Origin of the sequence: Sphingobium fuliginis, from assembly GCF_004152845.1 — a bacterium.
GTDB classification, from domain to species: Bacteria; Pseudomonadota; Alphaproteobacteria; order Sphingomonadales; family Sphingomonadaceae; genus Sphingobium; species Sphingobium fuliginis.
The window spans coordinates 50,085-65,732 of the sequence record NZ_SEON01000009.1 but is presented as its reverse complement, the minus strand read 5'-3'; the positions used below and the strand labels follow the sequence as shown (position 1 = coordinate 65,732).

General features: G+C 62.4%; 14 protein-coding genes. 6 read left to right on the top strand and 8 right to left on the bottom strand.

All coding sequences use genetic code 11. The annotated features are described in order from the left end of the window. Window positions 1-2: 2 nt before the first annotated feature. The 8 genes from EWH10_RS18675 to EWH10_RS18640 form a co-directional block, all read right to left on the bottom strand. Window positions 3-2,045 (bottom strand): conjugal transfer protein TraG, encoded by a 2,043-nt coding sequence (locus EWH10_RS18675; RefSeq protein ID WP_065847353.1) that lies wholly within the window; start codon window positions 2,043-2,045, stop codon window positions 3-5. A gap of 289 nt (window positions 2,046-2,334) precedes the next feature. Next, complete coding sequence (locus EWH10_RS18670; RefSeq protein WP_065847355.1) at window positions 2,335-3,801, bottom strand: 4-hydroxyphenylacetate 3-hydroxylase family protein; 1,467 nt, start codon at window positions 3,799-3,801, stop codon at window positions 2,335-2,337. Between the two features lie 19 nt (window positions 3,802-3,820). Further along, complete coding sequence (locus EWH10_RS18665) at window positions 3,821-4,330, bottom strand: flavin reductase family protein (protein ID WP_065847357.1); 510 nt, start codon at window positions 4,328-4,330, stop codon at window positions 3,821-3,823. Further along, complete coding sequence (locus EWH10_RS18660; RefSeq protein ID WP_165363383.1) at window positions 4,327-4,842, bottom strand: MarR family winged helix-turn-helix transcriptional regulator; 516 nt, start codon at window positions 4,840-4,842, stop codon at window positions 4,327-4,329. The genes EWH10_RS18665 and EWH10_RS18660 overlap by 4 nt, the downstream gene beginning before the upstream one ends. A 49-nt stretch (window positions 4,843-4,891) precedes the next feature. After that, the gene (locus EWH10_RS18655) at window positions 4,892-5,281 is read right to left on the bottom strand and encodes a cupin domain-containing protein (protein ID WP_065847361.1); all 390 of its coding nucleotides are present in this window, start codon (window positions 5,279-5,281) and stop codon (window positions 4,892-4,894) included. 4 nt (window positions 5,282-5,285) lie between these two features. Further along, the gene (locus EWH10_RS18650) at window positions 5,286-6,584 is read right to left on the bottom strand and encodes an amidase (protein WP_130030164.1); all 1,299 of its coding nucleotides are present in this window, start codon (window positions 6,582-6,584) and stop codon (window positions 5,286-5,288) included. Continuing rightward, window positions 6,581-7,264, bottom strand: coding sequence for a DUF2848 domain-containing protein (locus EWH10_RS18645; protein WP_065847363.1), 684 nt, complete (start codon window positions 7,262-7,264; stop codon window positions 6,581-6,583). Before EWH10_RS18645 ends, EWH10_RS18650 begins: the two co-directional genes overlap by 4 nt. A gap of 100 nt (window positions 7,265-7,364) precedes the next feature. Continuing rightward, complete coding sequence (locus EWH10_RS18640) at window positions 7,365-8,477, bottom strand: LacI family DNA-binding transcriptional regulator (RefSeq protein ID WP_083199180.1); 1,113 nt, start codon at window positions 8,475-8,477, stop codon at window positions 7,365-7,367. A gap of 120 nt (window positions 8,478-8,597) precedes the next feature. Here EWH10_RS18640 and EWH10_RS18635 point away from each other — a divergent pair, with 120 nt between their 5' ends. The 6 genes from EWH10_RS18635 to EWH10_RS18610 all read left to right on the top strand — a co-directional run bounded on the left by EWH10_RS18635 (window position 8,598) and on the right by EWH10_RS18610 (window position 15,648). Beyond that, complete coding sequence (locus EWH10_RS18635; protein WP_065847367.1) at window positions 8,598-9,506, top strand: alpha/beta hydrolase; 909 nt, start codon at window positions 8,598-8,600, stop codon at window positions 9,504-9,506. 212 nt (window positions 9,507-9,718) lie between these two features. Then, window positions 9,719-11,863, top strand: a complete 2,145-nt coding sequence (locus EWH10_RS18630; RefSeq protein ID WP_165363382.1) for a TonB-dependent receptor — start codon at window positions 9,719-9,721, stop codon at window positions 11,861-11,863. Window positions 11,864-11,871: 8 nt separating this feature from the next. Next, on the top strand, window positions 11,872-13,137 hold the full coding sequence (locus tag EWH10_RS18625; RefSeq protein WP_083199182.1) for an MFS transporter: 1,266 nt from the start codon (window positions 11,872-11,874) through the stop codon (window positions 13,135-13,137). A 202-nt stretch (window positions 13,138-13,339) separates the two neighbouring features. After that, window positions 13,340-14,110 carry a LuxR family transcriptional regulator gene (locus EWH10_RS18620; protein ID WP_083199183.1) on the top strand — a complete coding sequence of 257 codons (771 nt, stop codon included), beginning with the start codon at window positions 13,340-13,342 and terminating at the stop codon, window positions 14,108-14,110. A 69-nt stretch (window positions 14,111-14,179) separates the two neighbouring features. Next, window positions 14,180-14,785 (top strand): acyl-homoserine-lactone synthase, encoded by a 606-nt coding sequence (locus EWH10_RS18615; RefSeq protein WP_065847373.1) that lies wholly within the window; start codon window positions 14,180-14,182, stop codon window positions 14,783-14,785. Next, on the top strand, window positions 14,782-15,648 hold the full coding sequence (locus EWH10_RS18610; RefSeq protein WP_065847375.1) for a phytanoyl-CoA dioxygenase family protein: 867 nt from the start codon (window positions 14,782-14,784) through the stop codon (window positions 15,646-15,648). The genes EWH10_RS18615 and EWH10_RS18610 overlap by 4 nt, the downstream gene beginning before the upstream one ends.

Sequence of the window (15,648 nt, the reverse complement as noted above, 5' to 3'; positions counted from 1 at the left end):
GGTCAAAGCCCCAACTGCAGGTCGTCAGGACGGATGGAGGCTGCGTCGATGCCATAGACGGTCCGCGCAGTGCCCAGCGCCTGGACGCGGTCCATCGTGCGGCGTTCGGCCGCCTGATCGGTGTCGTCTTCGCCCAGGCCCAGGGGGTCGGCGACCTCCGGTTCGGGCGTGATTGTCGGCTGGATCTCGTGCCCAGGGTGACGGGCCTGTTCAAGCCCTCCGGTATCGCCATCTTCGCCGGCGTCGGCTTGCGCAGCGAGGCGCATGTCCGCCCCGCGAATCTGCCCCGCCCAGTCATCAGGACGTGCCTCGGGGAGGTCTTGATCGCGGGCTGCGTCCAGCGACGGTGGCGGCAGGACGCGCGCGGCAAACCGCCGATCCGCATAGTAGCGCAGCTTCCTGGCGCGGATCGGCGGGCTGCCCGAGACCAGCACCAGTTCGTCGGTTGGCGCCAGTTGCATCACCTCGCCCGGCGTCAGCAACGCGCGCGCAGTCTCCTGACGGCTGACCATGACATGGGCGAGCCAAGGCGCGAGGCGATGCCCGGCATAGTTTCGCATCGACCGCTGTTCGGTCGCGGTGCCGAGTGCGTCTGAGATGCGCTTGGCGGTGCGCTCGTCATTGGTCGCAAAGGCGATACGGACGTGGCAGTTATCCAGTATGGCGTTGTGTTCGCCGTAAGCCTTTTCGATCTGGTTTAGGCTCTGCGCGATGAGGAAGGCGCGCACGCCATAGCCGGCGAGGAAGGCAAGGCTCGTCTCGAAGAAGTCGAGCCGCCCGAGTGCCGGAAACTCATCGAGCATCATCAGCAGGCGATGACGGCGGTTGCCAATCTCTCCCCCACTACCAGGAACGTGAAGCTCTTCGGTCAGGCGACGGCCGATCTGGTTGAGGATCAGACGGACCAGTGGCTTCGTACGGCTGATGTCGGACGGGGGTACCACCAGGTAGAGGGACACCGGATGCCGGGCCTCGACGAGGTCGGCGATCCGCCAGTCAGAGGCCGCGGTCACTGCCGCAACAGTGGGGTCGCGATAGAGGCCGAGGAACGACATGGCCGTCGACAGCACGCCAGAGCGCTCGTTTTCGCTCTTGTTGAGCAGTTCACGGGCGGCCGAGGCGACAACCGGATGAACAAGCGGTGCATCCGCCGTGCCCACATGGTTGGTGACCATCATCCGGCGCAGGGTCGCTGCGAAGCTGCGCTGCGGATCGGAGAGGAATGTGGCGACCCGGGCGAGGGTCTTCTCCTCTTCCGCATAGAGGACATGGAGGATCGCGCCGACCAGCAGAGCGTGGCTGGTCTTCTCCCAGTGACTGCGGCGCTCCAAGGCGCCTTCCGGATCGACAAGGATGTCGGCGATATTCTGGACGTCGCGGACTTCGTTAATGCCGCGCCGCACCTCGCGCAGCGGGTTGTATCGCGCCGAGCGGGCATCGGTCGGATTGAACAGCAGGCAGTGCGAGAAGCGCGAGCGCCAGCCGGCGGTCAGCTGCCAATTTTCGCCCTTGATGTCATGAACGACGGTCGAGCCTGTCCAAGAGAGCAGCGTCGGTACGACGAGGCCCACGCCCTTGCCCGAGCGGGTCGGCGCGAAAGCCATGACATGCTCGGGACCATCGTGGCGAAGGTCGTCGGGTCCGACGCGACCGATCGCGACGCCGCGGTCGACGAGAAGGCCGGCATCCTTGATATCCTTGTGCGTTGCCCAGCGCGCCGAGCCATAGGTGGTGACGTTGCTTGACTGCCGAGCCCGCCAGATTGATCCGAAGATGGCAGCGACGCAGCCAATGAGGCCGCCCGCCGCCGCGATTGTCCCTGCTTCATCGAAGATCGCCGGCGCATAAGCGTCGAACGAAAACCACCAGGGGAATAGCGACCAGGGCGGGTAGATCGGCTGCCCGAAAAGCAGGAGCCAGGGCGCACCAAGCTCAGGCTGGTAGGCGAGCTGCGCTGCTGCCCACTGGGTCGCGATCCATATGCTCGCGACAATGATGGCAAGCACGATCAGGATTTGGCCGATCAGGAGTTTCGTAGGGGTCATGCGGGCCTCCACCCGCACTCGACTCATTGGTCTGCGGGCTGGCCAAGCATCGCGTAAAGGTGCGTGGCGCAGCAGGCACCGGCCGATGCCGCTGGCTACCTTTGCGGTGCCAGTGCGGCCCCTGCATTGACCCGGATCTTAAGTCTCAGGCGCAGGAATGAATAATTGAGACGCCCGCAGGCCTCGTCGGTCCTTTGGCCGAAGCTGCGTGAGGGCGGATCATGAAAAGGGGCCGGGAAATGCTTCCCGGCCCACAGTGTTGCCGATTGCCAAGGAGAGGTGTTGGCAATCAGGCGGCCACACCCATGCCAGCATCGTGCAGATCATAGCTGGCGAGCATGGTGTCGACGAGATTGGTTGAGCTTTCCCAGTCGAAGGTCCGGAAGCTGTGGCCCTTCGTGACGAAGGTGGCTCCCGCGTAGAACATCTCATACTGGTTGTGCCGGCTCGCAAATTCAGAGCCGATTGCATCCCAGGCGAGCTTGAAGAATTTTACGCGGTCCTGCGAATTGGCCACTGGCGACTGCTGCGTTTTCCCGATGAGAGCGGCCGTTTCCGGATTCGCGAAATCCGCAATGCTCGAGGGCAGCATGATGAGGCCGCCTCCAGCCAGGTCGCGCAGCGAGGTGATGACCTTGGAATAGAGCTGCTGCGTGAGAACCTGGGACGCATAGAGAAGGTGGCCGTCCGGTATGTAATAGCCGTTGCGAACCTTGCCCTTCGCCTCCATGCCATGGACCATTCCTTCCACGAGCGCGGCTTCGGCGGCCAACTGGCCGAGCATGTCGCGGACCGGCGGTAGGGCAAGCGTCCCGTTGATCTCGGCCGTGCGGCGCGCGATGCCCATGAGGAAGCGCATCTTGACCATCAGCCGGACCTGGCACTGATAATTCTGCAGTACGTGCGCAGGCGTCGCATGGAACTGCTTCATCACCATTGCGGTATCGCCAGCGATGAATACCCGATCCCAGGGAACCTTGACGTCATCGAAGTAGATGACGGCATCATTCTCGTCGAAACGGCTGGCTAACGGGTTGTCGAATTGGCTGGGCGACGCCGCCTCATAGGACTTGCGGGACAGGAGCTTCACGCCGGGCGCGTTCATCGGCACCGCCAGCGAGATCGCATATTTCTCGTCCCCAACGCCAAGCGGCTGGACGCAGCTGACGAAGACCTCGTTGGCCATGATCCCGCTGGTCGCCAGCATCTTGGCACCCCGGATCGTGATCCCGGTCGAATCCTCGTCGACAATCCCGGCGGTCAGATAAGGGTCAGCCTGCTCATGCGCGGACTTGGAGCGATCCGCCTGCGGATTGATGATCACATAGGTGAGGAAGAGGTCATTGTCCCGGGCGTAGCGGAAATAGTCCGCAAGCGCCCCAGCGCGCGCCCGGTCATGATTCTCGAACAGGTCGATGCCCATCATCATCCCGGCGAAGCAGGAGGCGACATGGTCGGGGGATCGCCCCATGAATCCGTAATGCGTGCCTGCCCAGGCCTCCATCGCCTTGCGGCGCATCACCAGGCCTTCATAGTCGGTCGGCAGGTCCCACGCCCGATTTACCCGCTCGCCACTCGACAGGCTCGTGAAAGTCATCAAATCGGAATTCGCGGCCTGGAAATCGTAGAGCCGGGCGGCCGACGCGACCGAATTGCAGAATGCGGGATGCTGGGTGACGTCGCCTGCAAGCTTGCCGTCGATGTAGATGGAACGGCCGTCGCGGAGCGTGGCGAGGTGTTGGCTTCCTGTTTTCATATCTTGTGCCTTTCGATCATCATTGGGCCGGGCCGCAGGCGATCGCGTGATATCCGCCGCGGAAGAAAATGAGGGGGGTGGTTTCGGGCTCGGTCCGGAAATCCAGGACCTGTCCGACGATGATGACGTGGTCGCCGCCATCGTAGGTCGCAAAATGCCGACATTCGAACGCCGCGAGGGAAGGTTCGATCAAGGGGCAGCCGGTAGTCCCGGTGATCGGATCAATGCCGGCCCACTTGTCGGGTCTTCCCCCGGCAAACTGGTTGGATATGGCTGCTTGCCGGGCGCCAAGGATGTTGATCCCGAAAGTCTCGGCTTGAAGCAGGTCGGAAAGGCTTGGCGCCTCGCGCCCGACGCTGAAGAGAACGAGCGGAGGATCGAGCGAGACCGAGTTGAACGAACTCACTGTCATAGCAATGGGTTCGCGCCCATCGGCTGCGGCGGTTATGACCGTGACGCCGGTTGCGAACTGACCGAGGGCGTCACGAAAGGCGCGGGCTTCGAAGCCGGCCATCTGTTGTGTCGTCATGCTGTCTTCCTTCGACGGGCCTGGACATGCAGCAGTGCAAGGGCGTCCTGCGAACCCCCGACGAGCTTGGCGAGGCTGTCGGAAAGGGCGCGCAACTCTCCCGGTGCCAGTGCACCGAAAATGGTGTCGTTGACGGAGCGCTGCAGATCGCCGACCGCCGCCAGCAAACCCCGTCCTTGCGTGGTCAATGTCATGACCACCCGGCGGCGGTCCGCTGGATGGGGCTCCTTGGCAACCAGTCCGGCGCCAACCAGCTTGTTCACCTCCGTGGTAACAAAGGCGCCCGACAGGTGGAGATAGTCACTCAGCAGGTTGATCCCGATGTCTCCCTGTCGGCTGAGATGCTCGACGGCGACCAGGATGGAATAGGCCGGACCCGAAAGTCCGGCTGCTTGGCCCAGCCCTGCGCGCAGCTCCTGCAGGTGGATGCTGAAGCCCAGAGCGTCCTGGATTGTCCTGCGCAGTAACTGATCAGAACCGTCGACCAGCAGTTCCGGTCGGCTGGCGGTCATCTCCAGGGCTGGCCTTTCTTGCCTAGCGTGCAGGCGGCCGTCGGCTTGGTCAGGCCGGGTCATAATAATGGATCTCAAGCAGCAGGCAGCCGCCCTCGGACTTGAAGGGACCGTGGTAGACGCCGGGGGGACGGCAGGCGTAGGTCGGGGCGACAAAGGCTTCGCCACCATTGCCTTCTTCGTCATTGCCGACGGTGAGGTCGCCCTCGAGGAGAAAAACTTCCTCCCAATAGTCATGCACGAAGGGCTTGGTGGTGAATACGCCAGGCTGAAAGCGCAGGAGACGCGTGCGGCTTCCCTGCTGCCGTTCAGGGTCAAGGCTTCCTGACAGGATCTTCTCGTCGACGCCGCCGCCTGGCTTATAGCCCTCGGGCAGCTGCCAGCCGTCTCCCGACATGGCGATCGCGTGGAATTCGCGATGTTCTTTTGTCACGGGCATATCATCAGTCCTTCTGGTTGAGCACGCGCTGGCATGTCTCGGCCACCCCCAGGAGGAGGTCGTCCGAGCCGGCCAGGGCGGCGATGGTCAGGCCCACGGGGCGTGCAGCCTCGGGGCAAGGGAGGGAGATCGCACAGCCATCGAGCAGGTTTGCGATCGTGGAATTGCGCAGCATCAAGGCGTTGGCGGCGTGGTAGGCCGAATCATCCTCAAGTTCCGAGATGTTGGGAGCGAGCGCGGGTACGGTCGGCCAGACGATGCCGTGCAAGCCGTTGAGATGCTCGGCCATGTCGGCGATGAAGGCGTTGCGGCCCTCGACGAGGCGCGCATAGGCTGCCGCGCCCATCCTGTTTCCTGCCTCGATCCGTGCCAGGACCTTGGGGTCATATTCGGCGCCCCTGCCCGCATCGAGATAGGGTTGGTGCCAGGCTGCGGCCTCGCTCGCCGGGAAGGTCGCATCCTTCATAAGGGACGGAAGGCAGTCGAGTGGTGGCAGTTCGATAGGCTCGATCGCCACTCCTGCCGCCGCAAGCCGAGCAAGGGCCGCATGGAACGGGCCTGCCACCTCAGGTTGGACGCCCTCCATCACATAATTGGTGACCACGCCAAGGCGAATGCGATGGGCAGGCACTGCGAACGGCTTGCCCGGAACATCGCGCAGCACGTCGAAGAGTGCCCGACAATCCGCGGCTGATTCGCCGATGATCCCGACCGCGTCGAGGGTGGTCGAGAGCGGTAGGACGCCATCCCGGCTGATGGCAGCCGCGGTTGGCTTAAAGCCTGTTACTCCGCAGAGCGCAGCCGGGATGCGGATGGACCCACCTGTGTCAGTGCCCACCGCAACCCGCGTCAGACCGAGCGCGACCGAGACGGCTGCGCCGGAGGATGAGCCGCCGGGGATACGCCACTCGCCGGGATAGGCAGGGTTGGCCGGGGTTCCGAAATGCGGGTTGATGCCAAGGCCGGAGAAGGCAAACTCCGTCATGTTCGTGCGGCCGAGCAGGACGAAGCCGGCGGCGCGTAGCCGCTGGACGACGACAGCGTCGCGTCTAGCCACGGGAGCGTCGCCCAGGAGGCGCGAGCCTGCCGTGGTGGGATGCCCCATGAGGTCAAAATTGTCCTTCACCGTCACCGGCATGCCCAGATAGGGCGCGCGCGATCTTGCGGCTCGGCGCGCGTCTGCCGCTTCGGCAAATCCCCTTGCCTCCTCGTCGAGCCTGGTCGTCAGGACAAAGCGCATGGCATCGCTATCGAGCCTTGCGAGCGCCTCCTCGACGCGGACCTGGCTGGCGCAGCCAATCATGCTTCGGCCACCGGCAGTGCCTCGATCGCATAGCTATGCCGCAGAGTACGTCCGAGGACCGGGTCATGGAGGACAATGGTGAAGCGATCGGAAAATCGAATTTCGCCCGAGACCGGCAGCGTGCCGCAGAACATGGCGAAGCCGTTCGGCACTGTGCCATGCTGGCGTTCATAGAGCGCCAGCAACTCGTCCGGGCGACGCAGCCCGGCCACCGAACCATGCTGGTAGAACTGTTCGCCGTCTTCGACCGTATGCGATGAGAGCTGCAGCTGGTCCCAATGTCCGCATACATCCTGCCAGCGCCATGCCGAGGCGGCGATCGGCTTGGCGCAGGCCTGCTTGGATAGGCTGATCCCAAAAGCCTCAAGCGCCCGGTCGGTATGGTCCGACCCAAGGCCGACATAGAGGGCGCCCTCATGCTTGAACAAGACGACCTCGGCCTCGCCGCTGCTTTCGCGGCCAACCACCTGGATGGCAGGGCGGGTCGATAGGAGCGCATGGTCTACGCGATAGTAAACAGGGACCGAGCTTGGACGCTTTACCCCAAGCTCCTCCAATTCCTGAATATGTGCCTCAAGCACAGCTTCATCGCGCCCGGTCCACCCAGCGATGACCAGCTGCTCCGGCTCGAACGGCACTGATTTTGCGCCATCGTCCGAGACGATCTTCAACTCCCTCATGACCTCTCCTTCAGCGAATCACATTAGCGCTAATGTATTGTGTGACGAAGCTTTGTCGATGGTTTTTTTGGGCAGGCGGAAATTTTTGGCTGCGCGCGCCCTACCGAGGCGGGGCCGCAGACTCTCGGGCCATGATCGTGAAATCGAGCTGGCGATGGACGATCTTCGGGCTCTTGCGGCCGGACTGGAGTTCCTTGAGCAGAATTTCGGCGCCTAGCTGTACCATCTGTTCGACGGGCTGTTTGACGGTCGTGATCTTTGGCCAGACCGCCGTTGCGAGAACCGTGTCGTCGAAGCCCACGACTGATAGCTCGTCCGGCACCGAGATGCCCTTGCCATGGGCGAATGACAGGACCGCTGCCGCCATATCGTCATTGCCCGCAAAGATCGCAGTTGGGCGATCAGCTTGCCCAAGGAGCATCTCTGCTGCCTCAAGCCCCGACTTCCATTTATAGTCTCCCTGAACGACCAATTGGTCGGAGGGATCGATCCCGGCCGCTTCCATTGCCCTTCGATACCCCTCGAGGCGAAAGCCTGTGGAAGCATGTTCGGGATCGCCTGTGATGAAAGCGATTCGGCGATGGCCCATGCCGACCAGCCAGGACGTCATTTCGGCTGTCGCGGCCTCGTCGTCGATCCATACGCAAGAATGAGCCGCTGGCGGCGCGCCGCCAGGCGCGATGCTGACAGGAATGGCGCCGCTTGCTGCGATCATGTCGAGCAATTGCGTTGAAGCCGAAAGCGGTGGTGGGACGATGACGCCTCGGGTGCCGGCAGCCAGGAGCTTGCGAACCGCGAGAAAGGCATCGGTCAGGCTGGTCCATCGCTCGATCTGCAACTGGGCGGCGAGATTGCCGCTGGCTTCCACCGCTGCGGTGACGACAGCAAGCATATATGGTGTCGCAGGTGTCAGCAGCAGCACGCCAATTCGATTGTCCGCAGCACTTGCGAGGCGCTTGGCGGCCAGGTTCGGAGTGTAGCCAAGCTCCTCGATCGCGGCCATGACGGCGCGCTTGGTGGCGTCGCGATAAGATCCTTGGCCATTGAGGATGCTGGAGACGGTCATCTGCGAGACGCCCGCACGATCGGCAACATCCTTCATGGTGACGCCGCCAGCGCGCTTACGCCGTGCTCTACCCGTCGTGGTTGCTTCGGAAATCTCGACCTCCAGGCATCTGATCTGCAAGCAGGCTTCACCCTGCCTCTTGGACATGGCTCGATAACAGCGGCACCCGACAGTGTCGATGCAACAAAAACATTAGCGCTAATGTGATTTTGCTGGCAAGGCTTTTGCTGCACTGTTAGATGGTGCGAATCACCAAGGAGATGATGCGTGCCGCTTGACCCACAGTTCGAGGCTTTTGTCCTCCAGGCTCCGTTGACCGAGATCCCGTTGGAGGAATCCCGGCAGTTGATGCGCGAAGCCTCGGCTTCCATGCCCAAAGCGCAAGTTGCTCATGTGGAGGATCGCGTGATCGCGGGTCCGGCAGGAGAGATGCCTGTTCGAATCTATTATCCGGAGAATGCCAAGGGTGCCCCACTCCTCATTTTTATCCATGGGGGAGGATGGACCTTCGGCGATCTAGAGACCCACGACCATGTCTGCCGGAGCCTCGCCGAAGCGGTGGGCGCGGTCGTAGCCGGCTTTGAATATCGCCTCGCGCCTGAGCATAAATATCCGGCCGCGGCCGATGATAGCCAGGCTGCCGTCGAGTGGTTGCTGGACAATTGCGAGGCACTTGGATGCGATCCGCGTCGGGTTATCATTAGCGGGGATAGTGCTGGCGGCAATCTCGCGGCTCTCGTCTCCCAGCGTATACGTGGCCGTGAAGGTACGGCTATTGCGTTCCAGATCCTGATCTACCCGGCCACAGACTTTTCGCGCGAGCGCGATTCCTTCCGGCGCCATGCGGATGCCCCGGGCCTCACCACTGCTGATGTCGCCTGGGCCATGGGCAACTATCTGCGCGACGAGGCCGATGCGGTCGACCCGCAGGCGGCGCCCCATCTTTGCCGTGACCTCTCAGGCCTGCCGCCAGCGTTCGTCCTTACCGCCGAAATTGATCCCCTTTGCGATGATGGGGAGGATTATGCGCGTCGGTTGCTCGAGGCGGGGGTGCCGGTAATGGCGCGACGCTATCTTGGCGCCCCGCATGGGTTCCTGTCCGCTTCCGCCGAACTTCCGGCTGTCCGAGAGGCTTTCGGGGACATCGCGCGAGCGGTTCGCTGGGCGCTCGACTGAGCGCCCGCGGAAGATCGAAAAAACAAGTCAGCTTTAATAAAATTAGCGCTAATATGAGTAGGGGAGATATGATGGGTAGTCTTCGATTTTGGCTTTTGGGGGGAACGGCCGTGGTGCTCTGCGGTTCGATCCCAACCTTCGCCCAGGAAACGGGCGTCGCCACGGGCGGATTGTCCGATATCGTTGTCACCGCGCGAAAGCGCAGTGAAAGCATGCAGAAGGTGCCGGTGGCCGTGAGTGTTGCCAGCGCTGATGCACTGGAGCAGCATCAGATTTTCGAGGCAGCCCAGCTGCCGCAGCTGGCCCCAAGCCTCCAGGTGCAGACCGTCAATAGCCAGGTCGGTGCCAAGAATTTCTCGATCCGCGGTGTCGGTACGGCCGTCTATGGCCCCCAGGTGGAATCGAGCGTCGCCGTCGTCATCGATGATGTCGTGATGAGCCGCCCGTCGATGGGCGTCGTGCAGTTCTTCGACCTCGATCGCGTCGAAGTCCTTCGCGGTCCGCAGGGCATGTTGTTCGGCAAGAATGCGTCTGCAGGCCTTATCAACATCGTCACCGCCAAGCCGAAGATCGGCAAGACGGAATTTCTTGCGCATGCCACCTGGGGCAAGACCAACTCCGTCACTTCCGGGAACGAGGCGACGCTCGAAATGGCGGGCAACGTGCCAGTGTCGTCCAATTCAGCATTGCGCGTCAGCGGGTTCGTCACCCGGCAGGACGGCTTTGCGAAGAATGTCTACCAGTCCGAGAACCTCGGCCTCACCGAATATGGCGCCCGGGCCAAATATCTGGTCGAGGGCGATGTCCTGCAACTCTATGTTGCGGCCGACATCGCGCATGAGGAAGGTCCTGGCGGCAGCGTCCTGATCCGTCGCTTCGCGGCGCCCGGCGGGGTCATCGACACGGCCAGCCGCGCCGACGGCGTCATCCCCTCAAAGGATAATGGCTTGGTTTCGGGCAATGCCCGCACGACCAACAGCTTTGACTTGGGCGGAATCCAGGCAACGCTGGGCTATGACCTGGGCGATGGCTATTCGCTTTCGAATATCACTGCCTATCGCAGCTACAAGGACAGCCTCCAGTTCGACACGGACTCGACCTCGCTTTCGCTGTTCGACCAGAACCAGGGTGGACGGGATTATTGGCAGTTCTCCAATGAACTGCGCCTGACCTCGCCCGGCACCGGTCCCTTCACCTTCCAGGCCGGCCTTTATTATCTCTATGTGAATGCGCGCGAGTTCCTGACCCAGGGGGGCAATCTCGAAACGCTGCTTCCGGCGCCGCCCGCGGGGATGAGCAATCTTGGCGTCGTCCTCGATTTCCAGGCTCGCTCGAAATCGGCCGCGGCCTTTGCCGAAGGCCAGTGGGCGATCACGGACAAGGTCAAGCTCATGGCGGGTGGACGCTTCACCCATGATGAGCTGCGCTTTTACAGTTCGCGGACGAACCCCAATGCCTTCGCCCCGCTTGCCGACCTTGGCGTCGACAATGTGGCAGTGAAGAATGACGACTTCTCCTACCGCCTCGGTCTGCAATATGAGGTCAACAACCAGACCCTGGCCTACGCCACCTATTCTCGCGGTTATAAGGGCCCGACCTTCGACCAGGTAGCCGTCACACCGGTCGACGAGGAAATCGCGAAAAGCTACGAGATCGGCATCAAGTCGACCTTGCTGGACAATCGGCTGCGGCTGAACCTGGCGCTGTTCCGGACCGATTTCTCCGGATACCAGGCGCAGGTTCTGGCAGGCAGCACCCTGGCCTACCGGACCGTCAACGCAGGCGACCTGCGCACCCGGGGCGTCGAACTCGAATTCAGCGCCCTGCCGATTGATGGCCTGACCTTCAATGGCGGTCTTACCTACAATCGGGCGGAATATCGCAACTTCGGGTCGGTTCCCTGTTACCCGGGCCAGCCGACCGGTACGTCGGGCACCAATGTCTGCTTGCCCAACGGGTCCACGAACGTCAGCGGTAACCAGTTGGTCGTTGCGCCCAAGCTGACTGGGACACTCGCGGGACGGTACGAGGCCGCGGTTTCGTCAGATGCCACCATCTACGTCCAGGCGGACGGCTATTATCGTAGCGCATTCCGCTACACGGCGGACCTCGATCCGCAGATGCGTATCGGAGGTTCGGTGATTGTCGGGGCGTCCATCGGCGCCAAGCTGTTCGGTGACAGCGTCGATGCCAGCCTCTTCGTCAGAAACCTGTTCGACAAGCGGATCCCCACCTGGATCACCGCCGATCCAGTCGCCGGTGCCTATGGCGACGCGGCAGGGGGCGGTGACTATTGGCACCAGTTCGGGACCACGTCCTTCCGCACCGTCGGCATCTCGCTGAACTATCGGATGTGAGGCGAAAGATGGGCGAGACAGAAGCAGAAGCCACCATGAGCCTACAACCGCAAACCAGGGAAGCCGGCCCTTTGCAGGGCATCGCCCTGCTCCTGTCGGGGACGCTTCCCGCCATGGGCGTGGTGCTTGTCTCGCCCAACCTGTCGCTGCTCAATGCAGCCTTCGCCGATGTGCCGGGCGGAGCCTATCTCGTGTCGATCGCCATGACGGCGCCTGCCTTGTGCATCGCGCTGTTCTCCCCTTTTGCCGGGTTAATCGTGGATCGCTTCGGCCGCCGGCGTGCCTTGCTGGGAGCACTGCTGCTCTACGGTCTATTCGGCATGGCGCCGCTCGTCCTGGACGGCTTGCCCGCGATCATCGCATCGCGGGCAGGCGTCGGCCTCGTCGAATCCGTCATCATGACGGCCGCTTTCGCCTTGTTCGGCGATTATTTCGAGGGTGAACGCCGCAATCGCTGGCTTGCCTATAATGGCGCCTTCAGCGCCTTCGCCGCGACCCTTCTCTACCTGGCAGGGGGCGCGCTCGGTCAATATGGTTGGCGTGCGCCCTTCGCCGCCTATGGGTTCAGCTTCTTCATCGCTGTTTTCGTGGCGCTGGCAGCTTGGGAACCTGCGGCGCGATCGGCGAGGGACAGCGCCTTAGCAAAGGCCATGCCGAAGATATTGCGCTCAAGGCAGTTCATCGCTGTTTGCGCGCTGGGTTTCCTGTCCTCCATCCTCTTCTTCATCATTCCACTCCAGATGTCGGTCTTCCTCTCGGCACGTGGCGAAGCCTCCACCGTCATGATCGGTGCAATCATTGCTGTGGCCAGCATCGGCAATCCCATCGGTTCCTATCTATTCCGCTTCCTCTCCAGTCGGACGCTGCCGCAGTTATTGGCGCGATCTTATATTGTCGGCGGCGCCGGACTCGTCGGGATGGCCATCTCGCCATCTGTGCTCGCAGTCGGGCTCTGTGCCTTCGTCAATCAACTTGGGTGTGGCTTGCTGACGCCCGCCCTTCAGGCGGCCGCCATGCGAGACCTTCCCCCGCACGCGCGGGGCCGAGGCGGCGGCTTGCTCATTACCTTCATGTTCCTCGGCCAGTTTGTCTGTCCGCTGGTCATCATGACGCTCACCAACATCACGAGCGGTATCGATCTGACCTTCCTGGCCCTGGGGCTGTTCTCGGTCGGGTCCGCCATCCTGGCCGCCCTGCTTCCACGGCTTTCAAACCGGCCGGCTCAGTTGGAGGACCAAGCCCCCTCAGAACCTGCCGTGGTTCCGTTTATCTGACCGAACTGGAGGGGCTGGAAACGCCGCGTGAGCCGCGTTTCCAGCCCTGACCTTTCTCAATCCCCCGCTTCGGTCCGGCTGCAAGGCCGGCCAGACATTGGCTCCATCAGGAATGATGAAATGCCTTCCACCTTTGTCGGGACACATGCTCGCCTGATGCGCTGTCTACAGGCCCGAATGGAGGACGCCCTCTGGGCTCGCCTTGATCGGTGACGCGGGCCAACTGGCAACCTTGGCCGATGATTTGCTTCGCGCGCTGCGGAAGGTCGCGTCGCGCGAGGAACTTGCGGCATTGATGACATGCTTGGCGGGCGAAATCGGCTTTCGGCACTTTGCCCTCATCCATCATGACCCTCTTGCCGGCGAGCGTCCCGACCGGGTCGATATCAGGGACTATCCCGCGGCCATTGTTGACCGCTTGTTCGATCAAGGCCAGCTTCGGCGCGATCCCGTCATTCGGGGCTGCCTCTTTTCTGATGGGGCCTTCCTCTGGTCCGATCTCGACAAGATCATCACCTTCACCCGGCAAGATCGCCATTCCCTCGAATTCGGCGCTGGGCATGGCCTGAACGAGGGAATAACTGTGCCTCATATCCTGCTCGGAGAGTGCATTGGTTCCTGCACATTTGCCGGCGTATCCAATCCAGAACTTGCCTCGCGCTACCTGGGATTCGCCCAGATCACAGGCATCTTTGCCTTCCAGGCGGCACGCCGGATGCTGCTGGCCAGCCCCTTGATCGGACCGGCGCCAAGGCTCCATCCCAGGCCCAGGGATTGTGTCGTGCTCGCTGGCAGGGGCTTTTCGAACAAAGAAATTGCCCGGGAGCTGGGCCTGACGCCACGCACTGTCGACGGCTATCTGACCGAAGCCCGCCGGCTGTTCGACGCCCATGACCGCGCCGAACTGGTGGTAAGTGCCGTATTGGCTGGAGAGATCGGATTGGACGAACTCAAGCCTCGTCAAACCGAGTAAATGCTCGTTCTATCTGCGCTGCAGTCCCGCTGCTTTCCTTGGTCCTGAACCAAGGCAGCGGAGACGACCATGATCCACCTTGTCGAAGATCACCTCTCAGCGGGGCACCAGCAACTGCTTCGGTCCATGTTTGCAGACCGAAAGCGCCTTTTCGTGGATTGCCTCGGCTGGGACGTCCCAGTGATAAATCGAAAGTGCGAGATCGACCAGTTCGATACCGTCGGCACGACCTATATCATATCGGCAAATGAGAACGGCGAGCATGAGGCCTCGATTCGGCTGATTCCCTCTACCCGCCCGCATATGCTCGCCGAGCTGTTCTCGCATTTTTGTCCCGGCGGCGTGCCGGTTGGGCCGACCATCTGGGAAACAACGCGGCTCTGCCTGCCGCAGCGCCATGGGGCGGAGCGCCGCCGGCAGCTCCGCAACATCCTCATCTCCGCCATGGTGGATTTCGCCTTGGCGCGTGGCATCACCTGTCTCACCGGCATTATCCCCGAACCCTTCCGCAAAGAAGTGTTGGCGATGGGCTGGTCTGCCGAGCCACTGGGTCCCGCCATGCATGTTCATGGTAGCCTGGTCGGCGCCTTCGCGGCCCATATTCGTCCTGATACGCCTGCGCGACTGCGCTGGACCGGCATCTATGTCGATACCCAATCCCAGGTGCAGCTATGAGCGCCCGCATCGATCGGACAAGCGGCACGCTTGCCCGCGAGGGCTATTGCGTCATCCGGCAGGCGGTCGCGCCCGAATTGATCGACGGGATCAATCGCAGCCTCGATTCGACCTTCGCTGCGACGCCCATGTGCCAAGGGGATTTCTACGGGCGACGGACAAAGCGATTTGGAGCCTTGATCGCCCGCGAGCCGCTTGTTGCCGATCTGGTCATGCATGCGCGCATAAGGGCCATTGTCGAGACAATGCTTTTGCCATGGTGCGACCGGATCGCCCTCAATCTCACGCAGGCGATCGAGATCCATCCCGGCGCCTTGGCGCAGGTCCCGCACCGTGACCAGGACATGTGGGCGGGTCCCAAGGGAATGCTGGAATATCTGGTCAACGTCATGTGGCCGCTTGACGCCTTCACCCGGGCGAATGGTGGCACCCGGCTTTGGCCCGGGAGCCATGTCGAACCAGACCTTGTCGAAATGGACGAGGCTGATGCGTACGTGCCTGACCTCTGGCCAGGCGACACGCTGCTTTTCCTTGGCTCGACCGTCCATGGCGGGGGTGGCAACCATAGTGTAGCGCCCCGCCGCGGGATCGTCATCAGCTATTGTCTTGGATGGCTCAAACCCTTCGAGTTGCAGTGGCTCGTCTATCCGCCGGCAGTCGCGCGCCATTTCTCGCCCGATCTCGCAGCGCTGGTCGGTTACGCCCAGCATCGACCCAATCTCGGCAATGTCGAAGGACAGTGCCCCTCGATCCTGTTGCGCGGCGATGTGCCCGACCATCTTCCGGCGGTTGATGCGCTCCGCCCAGACCAAGAAGCGGCGGTCGCGGCTTTTGTCAGGGGGCAGCTAGGCGAACAGCGCTAA